Annotated in this window: 15 protein-coding genes and 2 pseudogenes; 7 read left to right on the top strand and 10 right to left on the bottom strand. The window is 65.0% G+C overall.

Features of this window, described 5'->3' with window-relative positions; all coding sequences use genetic code 11:
* The first annotated feature begins 64 nt into the window (after positions 1-64).
* A complete protein-coding gene (locus tag MJ205_RS03270; RefSeq protein ID WP_239811168.1) occupies positions 65-892 on the top strand; it encodes a hypothetical protein in 828 nt (275 codons plus the stop codon).
* Between the two features lie 13 nt (positions 893-905).
* On the opposite strand, the gene MJ205_RS03275 is transcribed toward MJ205_RS03270, so the two are convergent.
* Together MJ205_RS03275 and MJ205_RS03280 are read right to left on the bottom strand one after the other, a co-directional pair.
* Positions 906-2,090, bottom strand: a complete 1,185-nt coding sequence (locus MJ205_RS03275; protein ID WP_239811169.1) for an MFS transporter — start codon at positions 2,088-2,090, stop codon at positions 906-908.
* Between the two features lie 112 nt (positions 2,091-2,202).
* Positions 2,203-3,234, bottom strand: coding sequence for a GlxA family transcriptional regulator (locus MJ205_RS03280; RefSeq protein ID WP_239811170.1), 1,032 nt, complete (start codon positions 3,232-3,234; stop codon positions 2,203-2,205).
* A 205-nt stretch (positions 3,235-3,439) separates the two neighbouring features.
* Here MJ205_RS03280 and MJ205_RS03285 point away from each other — a divergent pair, with 205 nt between their 5' ends.
* A complete protein-coding gene (locus MJ205_RS03285) occupies positions 3,440-4,357 on the top strand; it encodes a Dyp-type peroxidase (protein ID WP_239811171.1) in 918 nt (305 codons plus the stop codon).
* A gap of 4 nt (positions 4,358-4,361) precedes the next feature.
* Here MJ205_RS03285 and MJ205_RS03290 read toward each other — a convergent pair whose 3' ends face one another.
* From MJ205_RS03290 to MJ205_RS03315, 6 genes and pseudogenes are all read right to left on the bottom strand, one after another.
* On the bottom strand, positions 4,362-4,838 hold the full coding sequence (locus tag MJ205_RS03290) for a DUF2269 family protein (protein ID WP_239811172.1): 477 nt from the start codon (positions 4,836-4,838) through the stop codon (positions 4,362-4,364).
* On the bottom strand, positions 4,838-5,245 hold the full coding sequence (locus MJ205_RS03295; protein WP_239811173.1) for a DoxX-like family protein: 408 nt from the start codon (positions 5,243-5,245) through the stop codon (positions 4,838-4,840). Before MJ205_RS03295 ends, MJ205_RS03290 begins: the two co-directional genes overlap by 1 nt.
* Positions 5,242-6,171, bottom strand: coding sequence for an NAD-dependent epimerase/dehydratase family protein (locus MJ205_RS03300; RefSeq protein WP_239811174.1), 930 nt, complete (start codon positions 6,169-6,171; stop codon positions 5,242-5,244). The genes MJ205_RS03295 and MJ205_RS03300 overlap by 4 nt, the downstream gene beginning before the upstream one ends.
* Positions 6,172-6,213: 42 nt before the next feature.
* The gene (locus tag MJ205_RS03305) at positions 6,214-6,705 is read right to left on the bottom strand and encodes a thiol-disulfide oxidoreductase DCC family protein (protein ID WP_239811175.1); all 492 of its coding nucleotides are present in this window, start codon (positions 6,703-6,705) and stop codon (positions 6,214-6,216) included.
* Between the two features lie 86 nt (positions 6,706-6,791).
* Complete coding sequence (locus tag MJ205_RS03310) at positions 6,792-7,352, bottom strand: GbsR/MarR family transcriptional regulator (RefSeq protein ID WP_239811176.1); 561 nt, start codon at positions 7,350-7,352, stop codon at positions 6,792-6,794.
* 135 nt (positions 7,353-7,487) lie between these two features.
* Positions 7,488-8,011, bottom strand: a pseudogene (locus MJ205_RS03315) (FKBP-type peptidyl-prolyl cis-trans isomerase).
* A gap of 53 nt (positions 8,012-8,064) precedes the next feature.
* On the opposite strand from MJ205_RS03315, the gene MJ205_RS03320 reads away from it, so the two are divergent.
* The 3 genes and pseudogenes from MJ205_RS03320 to MJ205_RS03330 all read left to right on the top strand — a co-directional run.
* Positions 8,065-9,216, top strand: coding sequence for a cupin domain-containing protein (locus MJ205_RS03320; protein ID WP_239811177.1), 1,152 nt, complete (start codon positions 8,065-8,067; stop codon positions 9,214-9,216).
* The gene (locus MJ205_RS03325) at positions 9,216-9,740 is read left to right on the top strand and encodes a hypothetical protein (protein ID WP_239811178.1); all 525 of its coding nucleotides are present in this window, start codon (positions 9,216-9,218) and stop codon (positions 9,738-9,740) included. Before MJ205_RS03320 ends, MJ205_RS03325 begins: the two co-directional genes overlap by 1 nt.
* 199 nt (positions 9,741-9,939) lie before the next feature.
* Positions 9,940-10,203, top strand: a pseudogene (locus MJ205_RS03330) (hypothetical protein); the annotation flags it as partial.
* A gap of 344 nt (positions 10,204-10,547) precedes the next feature.
* Here the strand turns inward: MJ205_RS03330 and bamC are convergent.
* Together bamC and dapA are read right to left on the bottom strand one after the other, a co-directional pair.
* On the bottom strand, positions 10,548-11,654 hold the full coding sequence (bamC, locus tag MJ205_RS03335; protein ID WP_239811179.1) for an outer membrane protein assembly factor BamC: 1,107 nt from the start codon (positions 11,652-11,654) through the stop codon (positions 10,548-10,550).
* 39 nt (positions 11,655-11,693) lie between these two features.
* Positions 11,694-12,590, bottom strand: a complete 897-nt coding sequence (gene dapA / locus MJ205_RS03340) for a 4-hydroxy-tetrahydrodipicolinate synthase (protein ID WP_239811180.1) — start codon at positions 12,588-12,590, stop codon at positions 11,694-11,696.
* A 274-nt stretch (positions 12,591-12,864) separates the two neighbouring features.
* Between dapA and lgt the strand changes: the two genes are divergently transcribed.
* Positions 12,865-13,695, top strand: coding sequence for a prolipoprotein diacylglyceryl transferase (gene lgt, locus MJ205_RS03345; protein ID WP_239811181.1), 831 nt, complete (start codon positions 12,865-12,867; stop codon positions 13,693-13,695).
* A 103-nt stretch (positions 13,696-13,798) separates the two neighbouring features.
* On the top strand, positions 13,799-14,587 hold the full coding sequence (locus MJ205_RS03350; RefSeq protein WP_239811182.1) for a transporter substrate-binding domain-containing protein: 789 nt from the start codon (positions 13,799-13,801) through the stop codon (positions 14,585-14,587).
* Positions 14,588-14,627: the final 40 nt, after the last annotated feature.

Genomic DNA, 14,627 nt, shown 5'->3' on the forward strand with positions numbered 1-14,627 from the left:
GGCTCTGTGCATCTACACTGGCTGTTTATGCCTTTTCGTGGGGATAGCTATGCCATCAGAGCCCATGCAGTCGTTGACCGCCAAGTCCCAGCCAGGCGAAGGCTTTGTGGCCGGTGGTCTGGATATCCACGTGCTGGCGCAGGCGCTGGGCGTACCGGTGTTCGAGACGCCCTGGCACATGCCCCAATACCAGCTGGGCGAGCAGGGCGCCTGGCGGCTGCTGCGCGGCGGTATGGGACTGGACAGGGGCTATTACAGCGGTGCCTGTATCTATGGCGGCACAACCGCGCTGTTGCGCAAGAACGCCGAAGGCGGATGGGACACCTGGATGTCGCTGTCGCCTTTCGAGATCGAGAGCCAGGAGCTGGCCTGCCGACATGCGCTGGGGCACACGGTGGTCATGGGCCTGGGGATGGGCTGGGCGACGGCCAATATGGCCTTGAACCCGGCCGTGGAGCGGGTCACCGTCGTCGAGCGGGATCCGCAAGTGATCGCGCTGTTCCAGCACATGCAGGTGCTGGAGGGCTTGCCGGCAGAGGCGGCGGCCAAGATCCAGATCGTGCAAGCCGATGCGTTGCAGTGGCGCCCTGCGCCGCAGCAGCCGGTGGACTTTCTGTATTCCGATATCTGGCTGCAGCTGGCCGAGCCCCAGGCGCTGGCCGAGGTGCAGCAGATGCAGGCGCATGTGCATGCGGCGCAACTGTACTTTTGGGGCCAGGAGTGGGTGCTGGCTGCGCCTTTGCAGGCAGGGTGGGGTAGCCCAGGTTGGGCCGCAGCATTGGCAGATGCCGTGACCGCCACAAGCCTGCCCTTGCTGACAGCAGTGGATGGCGGATTTGCGCCCTGGGTGGAGCGCATCTGGCGCGAGCGGCTGGCCCGCAAGCCTGCTTGAAGCACTCTGTGATTCAGGCTTGCGCGCGCGCCGCCCAGGCCGCGCGGCCGCCTTGCCAGGCCAGCAGTGCCAGGGTCAATAGCATTGCCACATTCACCGCCTGCCAACCCAGGGTCTGGATCAGTACGCCGCAGCTCAGCGACATCAGCGCGGCGCTGCCGTTGTTGGTCCACTCCATCATCGGCTGGGCCTGGGGGCGTTCCTCCGGGGTGCTGGCCTGGTTCAGCAGGCTGGTGCCTGCCAGGATCATCAGGTTCCAGCCGGCGCCCAGCAGCAAGGAGCTGATCAAGAAGGGCAGGAACTGCGGGCCGCTCAGCGCCACCGCCGCGCTGGCGGCCAGCAGGGCGGCACCCAGCCAGGCCAGGCGCCGCGCGCCAAAACGGTCTACCGCGCGGCCCGCAAACAGCGAGGGCGCAAACATGCCCAGCACATGCCACTGGATGACCTGGGTGGAGCTGGCCAGCGAGTGGCCCGCACCATGCATGGCCAGCGGGGTGGCATTCATCACCAGCACCATCAAGCCATGGCCGCAGGCGCTCAGCATGATCGCCTGGCGCAGCGCGGGACGCTGCCAAAGCTGGCGCCGCGATACCACCGGCGGGGCGGCTGACCTGGCCTGCATCGGCAGGTGCAGGCGCGCTGGCAGGCATTGCAGCAGCGCGCAGGCCAGCAAGGCCAGCACGGCAATCGCCAGGTAGGCGCCTGCCAGCGGTGTGGTCAGGGCGCTGGCCGCATGGATGGCCAGGCTGGGCGCGAGCAGGGCCGCGGCGATGCCACCGGCCAGCACCCAGGCTGCGGCACGGCCACTGTGCTCGGCCGGCATGCCATCCAGCGCGGTAAAGCGGTAAAAACCGGCCGATGCCTGGTAGCCGCCCAGCAGCAGCATCGCCAGGCAGAACAAGCCAAAGCTGGCCTGCACCACCGCCCAGGCGGCCAGCAGGCCGGCGGCTACCCCCAGCAGCGCGCCGCATTGCAGGCCCCGGGCGCGGCCATGCTGCTGCATCCAGCGGGCCAGGGGGCCAATCGACAGCAGGTTGCCTGCCACCAGCAAGGTCAGCGGCACGGTGGCGAGCACCGGCCAGGGCGCCAGTTGCCGGCCCACCAGGCCGGTGAGGGCGATGCCGATGATGGAGCAGGACCAGTACAGCGCCTGCGCGATGCTGAGGGTGAGCAGTTGGGGGTGGTTTTGTAGCAGCATGGGCGGGGATCAGGGAATGGTGGGACGTGTGGGTGCCGCCGGGCAGCACAGGCTGTCCGGATCGCGTGGGGTATCTGGTTGAGCGGGTCAGCCTCTGTGCGGCTGGCCTTCGCTATCCGGCGCCAAAGCGCTCGGCAAAGGCCTGCGGGCTGATGGACAAGGTCTTGTGAAAGCTGCGGCGCAGGTTTTCCGGGTGGCCAAAGCCGCACAGCCGTGCCACGGTGGAGACAGAGGCCTGGCGCTGGCTCAGCAAGGTGGTGGCGGCCTGCAGCCGCACGCGCTCCACATAGCGGCCCGGCGTGGTGCCCAGCTCCTGCTGGAACACGCGCGCCAGGGTGCGCGGCGGCAGGCAGGCCTGCGCTGCGAGTTGCTCCACACTGAGGCGTTCGCCCAGGTGGCCGGGAATCCATTCCAGCAGCCCGGCCAGGCGTGGCGCCTGCGTGGTCTCTGCGGCCAGCAGCGGGCTGAACTGCGCCTGGCCGCCGGGCCGGCGCACAAACATCACCAGGTGCCGGGCGACGGCCAGCGCCATGCTGCGGCCCAGGTCGGCCTCGATCAAACTCAGCGCCAGGTCGATGCCCGAGGTCACCCCGGCGGATGTGAAGATATGGCGCTGCTGCGGATGGCTGGCATCAAAGGTGTGCAGCCGGTCGCCATCGACCTGGATGGGGCGCTCCATACCCGCCAGTTCGGCCAGGCGGCACCAGTGGGTGGTGGCAGGCAGGCCGTCGAGCAGGCCGGCGCGTGCCAGGATCAGCGCACCCGAGCAGACCGAGCCCAGGCGCAACACCTTGGGCGCCGTGCGCTGCAGCCACTGGCGCAGGCCGCTGTGGTGCTGCACCTCGACCACGCCGTCGCCGCCGGGTACCAGCACGGTGCTGTTGGGGGGCGGGCGCAGCTGGGCCAAACCCTGGGTGGCCACCTTCTGCAGTCCGCAGGACAAGTCCACCGGCCCGGCTTCCAGCCCGGCGAAGACCAGCTGGTAGAAGGCGGGCAGGCCCTGGCGCTCGCGCACATCGTTGGCCGTGGCAAACACCTGCATGGGCCCGGTGATGTCCAGGCTCATTGCACGCGGGTAGGCAATGCAGATGACACGGTGGCCGGGCTGGGCGCTGTGGGCGGCGGTGGTGCGGGATGGAGGCATGCGCCCAGTGTGCACGCACGGCAATCTGGCAGCAATGACATTGATCGCACAGATTCTGCCAAGCTGCAGTGAAAGCGCAACACCTATGGCCATGATTGGGGAATGCGAATGGCCAAGGACTTTGTTTGTAGGACAGCTGCGCGACAATAGCTGATTGCAATCCAACAGCCAAGACGCAGCGGCACAGCTGCGCGTCCCGAACACGATGACCGCTTTGAACCAACCAGGAATCCTGCTGGCGCTACCCGCCGCCAGCCGCTACCAACTGTGGAAACTCGCAGGCGATGCACCGGCCGTGCGCGCCGCGCTGGCGCGCTTGCAGCAATGGGCCGATGGCGAGCAGGTGGTCGTCTGCATCGGCCAGCCGGTGGCCGATCTGCTGGGCGTGCAGGTGCCGGGTCTGCGCAACTTTCCGGCCATCACCGGCCCACAGGGGCCGCTGGCGCTGACGCCCCATGCGCTGTGCCTGTGGCTGCGCGGCAATGACCGGGGCGATGTGCTGCGCCTGTCGCGCGAGGCCGCAGCGCTGCTGGCGCCGGCCTTCAGCCGCGAGAAGGTGGTGGACTGCTTCCGCCACGGCTGGAACGGCAAGGATGCGGTGCGCGATCTGACCGGCTACGAAGACGGCACCGAAAACCCCAAGGACGACGACGCGGTGCATGCCGCCATTGCCGACGGCATGGGCGCGGGGCTGGACGGCGGCAGCTACTTTGCCGTGCAGCAGTGGCAGCATGACATGGATGCCTTTGCCCGCATGAGCGCCATGCAGAAGGACCACATGATTGGCCGGCGCCTGAGCGACAACGAAGAGCTGGACGATGCGCCTGCGTCGGCCCACGTCAAGCGCACCGCGCAGGAGAGCTTCAGCCCCGAAGCCTTTATCCTGCGCCGCAATATGCCCTGGTGGAAGGTGCAGCCCGATGGCAGCGACGCCGTGGGCGCCATCTTTGCCGGTTTTGGCCGCAGCTTTGACGCCTTTGAAGCGCAGATGCGCCGCATGGCGGGCGAGGAAGACGGCATTGCCGATGGCCTGTTCCAGATGTCCAACCCCGTTACCAACGCCTACTACTGGTGCCCGCCGATGCTGAACGGCCGTGTTGACCTGCGCGCATTGGGTTTGTAAAACACTAGTTCCAAAGTGAGGGCTTGTTGACCATCAGGTAGTACACGCCCAGCATCGCCACAAAGGCCGGGTAGCCCAGTGCCTCCCAGCGCCCGGCCAGGCGCCGGTAGGCGTCGGGCAGCGGTTGGCCCTGGGCATCGGCCTGGGCGGCCATGTGGGCCATGCGGATTTGCATGGCGACCACCGGCAACCAGCACAGGCCCGCCAGCACATACAGCGCCATTGACAGCAGCAGCCACGGCGTATGCCAGGGCCAGCCCGCCATTGTCATCAGGGCCCAGCCGCTCAGCGGCTGGATGATGACCGCCGGCGTCGTGAACCACCAGTCAGCCCGCACCACCAGGCGGCTGACCACCGCCTGTGCCGCCACATTGCCGCTGCGGTTGGCAAAGAACATATAGAACGCCGAGCCAAAGCCGGTGCCGACCATCAGCACGCTCGACAGGATGTGCAGGGTTTTGAGCAGCAGATAGGTGTTCATCATCCACTCCGTCCGTCGCGGGTACTGCTGTGCCACAGCAGCCACAGGGCAGCAGCAATCGGCAGGTTTTTGGACAAGGGGCCCAGCGGGTGCAGCCACAGGCCAGGCAGCAAGGCGGTGGCGGCCAGGGTCATCACCAGCATGGCGGCCAACGACGCGCCATAGGCCGCGCGCCCGGGCCGGCACAGCAGCCACAGGCCCAGCAGCAGATCCAGCGCCGCGCCGCCGCCTATCAGCCAGGCGTGAATGCCGGGTGTCTGAATGCCGCCCGCCACCAGCAACGCAGTGCTTTCGCGCTGCCAGTGCAGCAGGCTGGCGATGCCGGTCCACAACCAGACGGCAACCAGGCTCAGCCGCAGCAGCTGCAAAGGCTGCTGCGTGGACTGTGCGCGTGGCGTGGTACTCATGCGCGGCTTTCGGGCGAGGGGGGAGCTGCCGGGTTGCGGATCAGCGCCAGCATCTGCCCAGGGTCGGTGGGCGCACGGCCCAACCACTGCGCCATCGGCGCCGGATCGCAGCAGTTGTCCAGCGATGCCAGCTGCAACGAGGCGCTGCACCAGGGGCTGCTGGGCACCGCATCGCCCAGCCGCGCGCTGGCCTGGGTGGCCCAGCCGGGCAGGCGCAGCTGCAGGGCCCTGCTGCGGCCGGCCTGCTGGCGCAGGCTCAGAATCATCTGTGCCATGCTGAGGCGCCGCGGCCCGCCGAGCGGCACGATGCCGGTGGTGGGGGACTGCAGCAGCCGCACCATCACCTCGGCCAGTTCGTCGACCGCGACCGGCTGAATCAGGCGCTGCTGCATCACCGCCGGCAGCACCAGCACCGGCAGCAGTGCCAGGCGCATGAACAGCTGGGTGCTGGCGCCCTGTGCGCCAATGACAATGCTGGGCCGCACGACGATGCCGTCGAGCTGGCCTTGCGCAGTCAATGCCAGCAAACGGGCATCTGCTGTGCGCTTGGTGCGCGCATAGGCGGTGTCGTTGTCGTCCACCCCCAGGGCCGAGAGCTGCATCACGCGCCGCACACCCGCCTGGGCGCAGGCCTCGAACAGTGCTTGCGGGCTGGTCTGGTGCAGAGCCTCCAGGCTGGCACCATTGGGCCCCGGCTGGTCGCGCAGGCTGCCCACGGCATTGATGACCAGGTCCACGCCTTGCAGATGGGGCAGCCAGTCGGCGGGCTGCTGCATTCTGGCAAATTGCAGTGGCGGCTGCGAGCGCCTGCTGGCCGCTATCACGCGCATGCCCTGGGCACGCAACTGGCGCGCCAGCGCCTGGCCGATAAAGCCCTGGCCGCCGCAGAGCAAGACGGTGGGTTGGGGAGCGTTGGTGTTGTGCATGGTCTCTCCTGGTAGGCAAGGGCCTGGGTGCTTGCAGCGCTTTCAGCGCGGGTGGTCGATGTCGCAGGCATCGCTGCCGCGTGCGCAGGCCGCACTGCGCGCTGCAGCCTGCCGCGCCTGGCGCCGTACCGTGCATTGCAGGCCTTGCTCCAGCACCCAGGCCATCGGGGCCAGGGGCAGGCGGTAGCGGTTGCGGGCCAGCAGCGGGTAGAGCTTGTCGAGTGCATCCGCCACCAGCGGCAGCCCGGCCAGCCGGGGCACCCAGGCCCAGCCCACGCCCAGGTAGGCGCGTGTCAGGCAGTCGACCCCGGTGTAGACCTTGCCATCGGCGTCCACGCCGTGGATGGCCTGCATCAGCGCGGCCTTGTCGGCCGGGGCCTCGCTCAGGTCGGCGGTGCTGGCGTCAATAAAGATCAGCTTGCCCGCCTGGTTGCGCAGCATCAGGTGGCGCATCTCGGCGTTGCACATGCGGCAGCTGGCGTCGTAGTAAATGGTCAGCGGGAAGCGGGTATCGGCAGTGTCACGGCTCAGCATATGCATTCCTTTCGATGTTTCTGTCACAACAGAAATAATGGTGCCCAAAAAAGGCCGTTCTCGTTCAGAGTACAGCCGCTGTGTTCTCAGGACTTGTGCAGCGCTTCGGGCTCGTGCGCCGCAGGGCTGCCGCGCACAAAACGCTGCACGGTGGCGCCCAGGGTCAAAATCTTGTCCAGCGTCGCAGGTGAGAGGCGCAGCATTTCGTCGCTCCAGGCGCCCAGCTTTTGCATCAGCTCCAGGGTTGCCATGATGCGGTCCTGGCCATCGGCGCTCTCGCGGGCAAAGTCGGGGCTGTTGACGAGGGACTGCAGCAGGCGGGTGGTAGGGTCGAACTCCCGCTCCTTGCGCTCCCGCACGATGGTGCGGAACAGCTCCCAGACATCGACACTGGTTTCGAAATAATCGCGCCGGTCGCCCAGCACATGCGTGACCCGCACCAGCTGCCAGGATTGCAGCTCCTTCAAGCTGTTGCTGACGTTGGAGCGCGCCACGTTCAAGGTCTCGCTCAGCTGCTCGGCATTGAGCGGCTTGCCCAGCACAAACAGCAGCGCATGGATCTGCGACACCGTGCGGTTGACGCCCCACATCGATCCCATCTCGCCCCAGTGCAGCACAAATTGTTGTTGGATGTCGGTCATTTGCATGGTGTGGATTCTAGGGTTTCATTTATTTCTGTCAAGACAGAAATAAACAGGCCATGAAAAAGGCCATCGCGGTGGGATGGCCTTGGTCGGGGTGCTTGGCTGGCGGGTTGGGCGCAGGTGGAGCCAGCGCCGTCGTCAGTGCAGCAGGTTGTTGCCGGGGCCTGGGGCTGCACGCGGAAGAAGCCGGTGCCGCAGGTGCCTGTGCCAATCTCTTCTTCCGTCGCCTCGCGCACACCGGCCACCTGGATGTCCAGGCGAATGGCGATGCCGGCCAGCGGATGGTTGCCGTCCAGCACCACATGCTCGGGGTAGAGCTCGGTGACGGTGTAGATCATGTCGCGCGGAGCATCAGGGTTGGTGCCCTGGGGCAGCGCATGGCCTTCGATGGTCATGCCTTCTTCCAGATCCGGCGGGAACAGCGAGCGCGATTCGAGGAAGACCTTTTCCTCGTCGTAGTCGCCAAAGGCGTCTTCGGGCTCCAGGTGCAGCTGCACGCGGCTACCGACGGTATGGCCTTGCAGTGCCTGCTCCACGCGGGCCAGCAAATCCTGGCCTCCGACGAGGAACTCCACGGGCTCGTCGAGCACGTCCAGGGTTTCGCCCAAGGTGTCTTTCAGCGTCCAGGTCAGTGCGACCACGCATTGATCAGTGATTTCCATAGGACAATTGTCGCAGTTTGGGCCCGGGTGCCCAGAGGATCACCGAGAAAGCCATGCAAATCGAACAAGCACTGCCTCTGCTGGGGGGCATCTCTCCGGCCCAGTTCATGCGCCGTTACTGGCAGAAAAAGCCGCTGCTGGTGCGCGGTGCCGTCAGCGACTGGAAAGACCTGCAGTTGCCGCTGCCGCGCGCCCAGCTGTTTGAGCTGGCCGGCGAGGAGGGTGTGGAGTCGCGCCTGATCCAGCACAAGGCGGGCGCCTGGAGTGTCAAGCACGGCCCGTTCAGCCGCCGCGCCATCCCCTCGCTCAAGACGCCGGAGTGGACCTTGCTGCTGCAAGGCCTCGATTTGCACAGCGACGCCGCCCATGCGCTGCTGCAGCGTTTTGCCTTTGTGCCGGCCGCACGCCTGGACGACTTGATGGTGAGCTATGCCAGCGATGGCGGCGGCGTGGGCCCGCATTTCGACAGCTATGACGTATTCCTGCTGCAGGCCCATGGCAAGCGCCGCTGGCGCATCGGCAAGCAAAAGAACCTGGCGCTCAAGGAAGGCATACCGCTCAAGATCCTGGCCGAGTTCGAAGCCCAGGAGGAGTATGTGCTTGAGCCCGGCGACATGCTTTACCTGCCGCCGCGCTACGCGCATGACGGCGTGGCCGAAGGCGAGTGCATGACCTACTCGATCGGCTTTCGCTCCCCGGCGCAGCAGGAGCTGGCCGGCGAGCTGCTGATGCGCATGTCCGAGGGTGACGAGATGGATGGCGAGGTCAATGCCAAGGCCGCCTCGCCGATCTACCAGGATCCCAAGCAGACGGCGGTGCAGGCACCGGGCGCCATTCCGCCAGCAATGCTGGACTTTGCCCGCGCGGCCATCGAAAAGCGCCTGGCCGAGCCGCTGGCGCTGGCCCGCGCGCTGGGCGAGTCACTGACCGAGCCCAAGGCCAACGTCTGGTTCGAGCCCGAGGACTCGCCGGCGATGCTCGAAGCCGTGGCCCTGGACCGCAAGACCCGCATGATGTACGACGAGCACCATGTGTTCATCAATGGCGAAAGCTACCGCGCCGCTGGCCGTGACTTCAGCCTGATGAAGAAGCTGGCCGATGGCCGCCACCTGGACCGCCGCGATATCAGCGGTGCCAGTGACGATGCCTTGCAGCTGCTGTCGCAATGGTGCGAGGACGGCTGGGCCCACGCGGTGCCGCAGTGATGGGCAGCGGCGTCCCTGCACCTGCGGCGTGGCAGCCCGCCGAAGGCCTGAGCGGCCGCTTTGAGGGCCGGGCAGCCTTTGATGCGCAGCTGCAGTACTTTCTGCAGAATGCGGCCGCGCAGGGCTGGCGCCAGATCATCGTGGCCGATGCGGATTTTGCCGACTGGGCCTGGGGCAGCGCCGATGCAGTGGAGCTGCTGCACCAGTGGGCACGGCAGGGCGGGCAGATGACGGTGCTGGCCCACCGCTTTGACCGGCTGGTGCAGCGCCACCCGCGCTGGGTGCAATGGCGCAAGACCTGGGACCACCGCCTGCAGTGCCGGCGGCTGCTGAGCCGCGATGTGGCGCAAGTCCCCAGTGCGCTGTGGTCGCCGCAGTGGGCGGTGCAGCGCCTGGATGTGGCGCGCTGTGTGGGTGTGGCCAGCGCCGAGCGCAGTGCCATCGTGCCGGTGGGCGAGCGTTTGCAGGAGTGGATTCGCTCCGCCAGCACGCCGGATTTTGCGGCGACCGTACTGGGTTTGTAGGCCATTGTTGACAACCGTGTCTTTCGTTGCTGGCCGGCAACGTTGCAGGGGCTGTTAGCATAGGCATGCGGCCCGGGTAATCCCTATAATTCATTCCAGACGCTGAGGCGTTATTACTTTGTGCTACGCACCCTTGGCCGGAGCGCTTTGCTTGCTCCGGCCCGTTCCACAAGAATCCACCGTCGTTAGGAATACCGAAATGAAGAAATCCCTTGTTATCGCATCGTTGATGGCTGCTGTTGCTCTGGCTGCTTGCGGCAAGAAGGAAGAAGCTGCTGTGCCAGCACCAGCACCTGCGCCCGTGGAAGCGCCAGCACCGGCACCTGCCCCCGCTGTTGAAGCTGCCAAGGACGCCGCCAACGCTGCTGCTGACGCTGCCAAGGATGCTGCTGCCGATGCCAGCGCTGCTGCTTCGAAGGCCGCAGATGCCACCAAGGAAGCCGCCGGCAATGCTGCTGATGCGACCAAGGACGCTGCCCACAACGCAGCTGACGCTGCCAAGGATGCGGGCGCTGCCGCTGCGGATGCTGCCAAGGCCGCTGCCGATGCTGCTTCCAACGCTGCTACCGCTGCCAAGGAATCGGTGAGCAAGTAAGCGCTGAGCCGCTGGCCTGGGGTGACCACCGGGCCGGCGCTGCTGATCCGCCTGAACGAGCCCGTGCTTTGCACGGGCTTTTTTGTGGGGGCGCGGGGCTGGGGGGCCTGCTGCTAAGGCCCTTCAGCGGCCGCCGGCGCCGATGAAAAAAGCCACTGCGCATGCGCAGTGGCCTCGGAGGCTGTACACGGCCCAACGGGCCGGGCAGGGCATCACTTCATGTCGTCTGCCAGTACCTTGAGAATGCGCTGTGCATTCGCCGAGGTATCTGCCTTGCCGCTCTCGTTGAGCACGGTGACGTTGCTGGTATTGGCCTCGCTCTTGACCTGGATGCGGTACTTGATCGGGTCCGGTGCATCCGGGTTGCGGTTGAAAATCTTGGCAAAGAAACCGTCGGGCTTCTTGTTCAGATCGGTCGGGTCGATGTAGCGCACGAAGTACACGCCTTGGCTGCGGTCGCGGTCCTCGACGGTGAAGCCGGTGCGGTCCAGCGCCAGGCCCACGCGGCGCCAGGTGCGGTCAAACGGATCGCTGACCTGCAGCAGTGGCGAGCCGTCGGCTGCGGTGGCGATCTTGGAGGTGCTGACAGGGGCCAGCGGCGCAGCAGCAATCGCCTTGGACTGCTCTTCGCTCACGCCCAGCTTGACCATGATGCGGCGCAGGAATTCGGTCTCCAGCTCGGGATCGGCCTTGCGGGGCTGCCAGATGGTGCTGTCCTTTTCCTTGTTGGAGTAGACCTCTTCCATGCCGCGGTGGCTGACATAGACTTCGGTCTTGCCATCAGGGCGGCGCTCGATACGGGTGCGGAACTTGTCCTGCTCGCCGGTCGAGTAGATCGAGTCGAACACCTTGCCAATGGAGCGGCGGATGAAATCCTGCGGCAGCTTGGCGCGGTTTTCGGCCCAGTCGGTTTCCATGATGCCGATATCGGGGCGCTCAATGGTCAGTGCAAAGCCATTTTCCTGCCAGAAATCCTTGACCGGCTCCCAGATCTTGTCTGCGGGGCGGTCGATCACCAGCCAGCGCTGGTTGCCATCGCGCTCGATCTGCACGTCGCCAATCTGCGAGGCAGCCGTGTTGGCCGTGCCCTTGGGTGCAGCATCCTTTTGCACCTGGTAGGCCGCAGCCGAAACGGTGCCGCCAGGCACGACATAGCGCGAGTCCTTGGACAGCTGGGTGAGGTCCGGAGGGACTTCCAGCGTTGGTCCTTTGGAGGCGCTCTTGTAGTCGATCTTGTCGCCTTCGAGAATATTGCCGGTACCGCAAGCGGCCAAAGTGACAGACAGGCTCAGCACGCTGAGTTTTGCGAGGGAATTCACGTTCAAATCCTTAACAGAGGCAACGCGCGGATGATTGCTTTAGAGCAAGGAGGCTCCGCGCATGGCAGCTTCCACCGTGCCATGCAGACCGGCGGAAAGCTCGGTCATCGGCAGGCGCAGGGTTGGGCCACACAGGCCCATCTTGTTGGCCGCCCACTTTACCGGAATGGGGTTGGCCTCCAAGAAGAGGGCTTTATGCAGCGGCAGCAGTTTATTCTGAATTTCCATAGCCCGACCAACATCCTTGGCAATTGCTGCCTGGCATAGCTGGCTCATCAGGCGCGGCGCGATGTTGGCGGTAACGCTGACGTTGCCGTGTCCGCCGCACAGCATCAGCGCCACTGCGGTGGGGTCATCGCCCGAGTAGATGCCAAAGCCAGCTGGTGCATCCTTGATCAGCCACTGGGCGCGCTCGATGTTGCCGGTGGCTTCCTTGATGCCGACGATGCCGGGCACTTCGGCCAGACGCAGGACGGTGTCGTGCTGCATGTCGGCCACGCTGCGGCCGGGCACGTTGTAGAGGAAGATAGGCAGGTCGCCCACCGCTTCGGCAATCGCCTTGAAGTGCTGGAACTGGCCTTCCTGGGTTGGCTTGTTGTAGTAGGGCACGACCTGCAACTGGCTGTCGGCACCCACGCTCCTGGCGTACTTGGCCAGGGTGATGGCCTCGTGGGTGGAGTTGGCACCACAGCCAGCCATGATGGGCACGCGCTTGTTGGCCTGTTCGACGGCAACACGGATGATCTCCATGTGTTCTTCGACGGTGACTGTGGGCGACTCGCCGGTGGTGCCCACCACGCCGATGCAGTTGGTGCCCTCGGCGATATGCCAGTCGATCAGTTTTCGCAGGCTTGCATAGTCCACGCTGCCATCGGCATGCAAGGGGGTGATCAGGGCAACAATACTACCGGTCAATGGAACACTGGTGGAAGTCATAGCGTGGATTGAAAGCTGGATGGAAGATTCTAGCGGTGGCTGGACTGCTGCCGCCGCTGGCAGTATAGCGTGACCCAAGGCGATTGCTGTCATATTGATCGCAAATTCCTTTTTGCTTTGGTCATATTGAATGTTTTGTCTTGGTTATTTGGTTAATTCGACGTAAATTTTTGTTGAACGCGATGATATCGATTGTGTAATCGAATGCGCATGGGCGCGGGTAAGTCCTGTGCCACCACCCGGGTTGGCGCTGCCCGCTGCGAACTGCGGCACAATGCCTGCCATGCTGATGTATCCCCAATTTGACCCGATTGCCATCAAGCTCGGCCCGCTGGCCGTGCACTGGTATGGACTGACCTATCTGGTCGCCTTTGGCCTGTTTCTGTTCCTGGGCATTCGCCGCCTCAAGGACCAGCCTTTTGCCTCGGTTACCACGCCCACCCGCTGGCAACGCAAGGATGTCGAGGACATTCTGTTCTACGGCGTGCTCGGAGTCATCGTCGGTGGCCGTCTGGGCTACTGCCTGTTTTACAAACCCGGGTACTACCTCAGCCATCCGCTGGAGATCCTGGCGGTCTGGCAAGGCGGCATGAGCTTCCATGGTGGTCTGGTCGGGGTGATCCTGTCGATGGTGCTGTTTGCCAGGTTGAAGGGCCGGCCCTGGCTGCAGGTGGCCGACTTCGTCGCGCCCTGCATTCCGCTGGGCCTGGCATCGGGGCGCGTGGGCAACTTCATCAATGGCGAGCTCTGGGGCCGCTTCTCCAGCCCCGACCTGCCCTGGGGCATGGTGTTTCCGCAAAGCGGCTCGATGCTGCCGCGCCACCCCTCGCAGATCTACCAGTTCCTGCTCGAAGGCGTGCTGCTCTTTGTCATCATGTGGCTGTACTCGCGCAAGCAGCGTGGTGAGGGCCAGGTGGCCGGCGTCTTCCTGATCGGATACGGCTTGCTGCGCTTCATTGCCGAGTACTTCCGCGAGCCCGATGACTTCTTGGGCCTGCTGTCGCTGAACCTCAGCATGGGCCAGTGGCTCAGCCTGCCGATGGTGCTGCTGGGTATCTACCTGTGGAACCGGGGCCGCAGCCAACCGGTGCTGGCCACGCCGTAAACCGCTTATATCCCTGGTTTTATAGGGCTATACTGATCAGCCGCTGTGCCGGGTTCGTCTGGCCCAGCGGCTTTGTTTTTTGCCTGAGCGGAGATAGGACGATATGACAAGAAAATGGGTGCTGGGCCTGGTGGCCGGTGTGTGCATGCTGGGCGGTGCGGCGGTGTCCGCGCAGCAGGCCTTGCCCGATCTGAAAGTGGCCGTGGACCTGAGCTATGAGCCCTTTACCTACAAGCTGCCTACAGGCCAGCCTGCCGGGTTCGACGTGGATATCGCCAATGCGCTGTGCGCCGAGATCAAGCGCAAGTGCGTCTTCGTCGAGCAGGTCTGGGACGGCATGATCCCCGGTCTGCAGGCCAAGAAATACGACGTCATCATCAGCTCGATGGCCAAGAACGAGGACCGCGCCCGTGTCGTGGACTTCACGAACAAGTACTACCACACCGGTGCGCGCATCGTGATGCCCAAAGGCTTCAAATACACCGGTCCCGAATCGCTGAAGGGCAAGAAAATCGGCGTGCTCAAGGCCAGCATCCAGGAAAAATGGGCGCTGACCTACCTCAAGCCTGCCGGCGTCGATGTGGTGTCCTACCCGGGCCGTGACCCGGTGTACCTGGATATCAACTCCGGCCGTCTCGATGGCTCGGTGGCTGACAGCGTCGAGATTGCCTATGGCTTTTTGAAGAAGCCCGAAGGCCAGAACTTTGAATTTGTCAGCGACACCCTGGTGGACAAGAAGATCTTTGGCGAAGGCGCCAGCATTGCGATGCGCAAGGGCCAGCCTGAGCTGAAGAAGTCGCTCAATGATGCGATTGCCGCCATCCGCGCTGATGGCCGCTACAAGAAGATTGCCGACAAGTACTTTGACTTTGACCCCTACGGCAAGGACTGAGAACCTCGCCAGATGCTGCGGGCCCATGGCCTCAGCGCAA

This window comes from Comamonas sp. B21-038 (assembly GCF_022387135.1).
Taxonomy (GTDB): Bacteria; Pseudomonadota; Gammaproteobacteria; order Burkholderiales; family Burkholderiaceae_C; genus Comamonas; species Comamonas sediminis.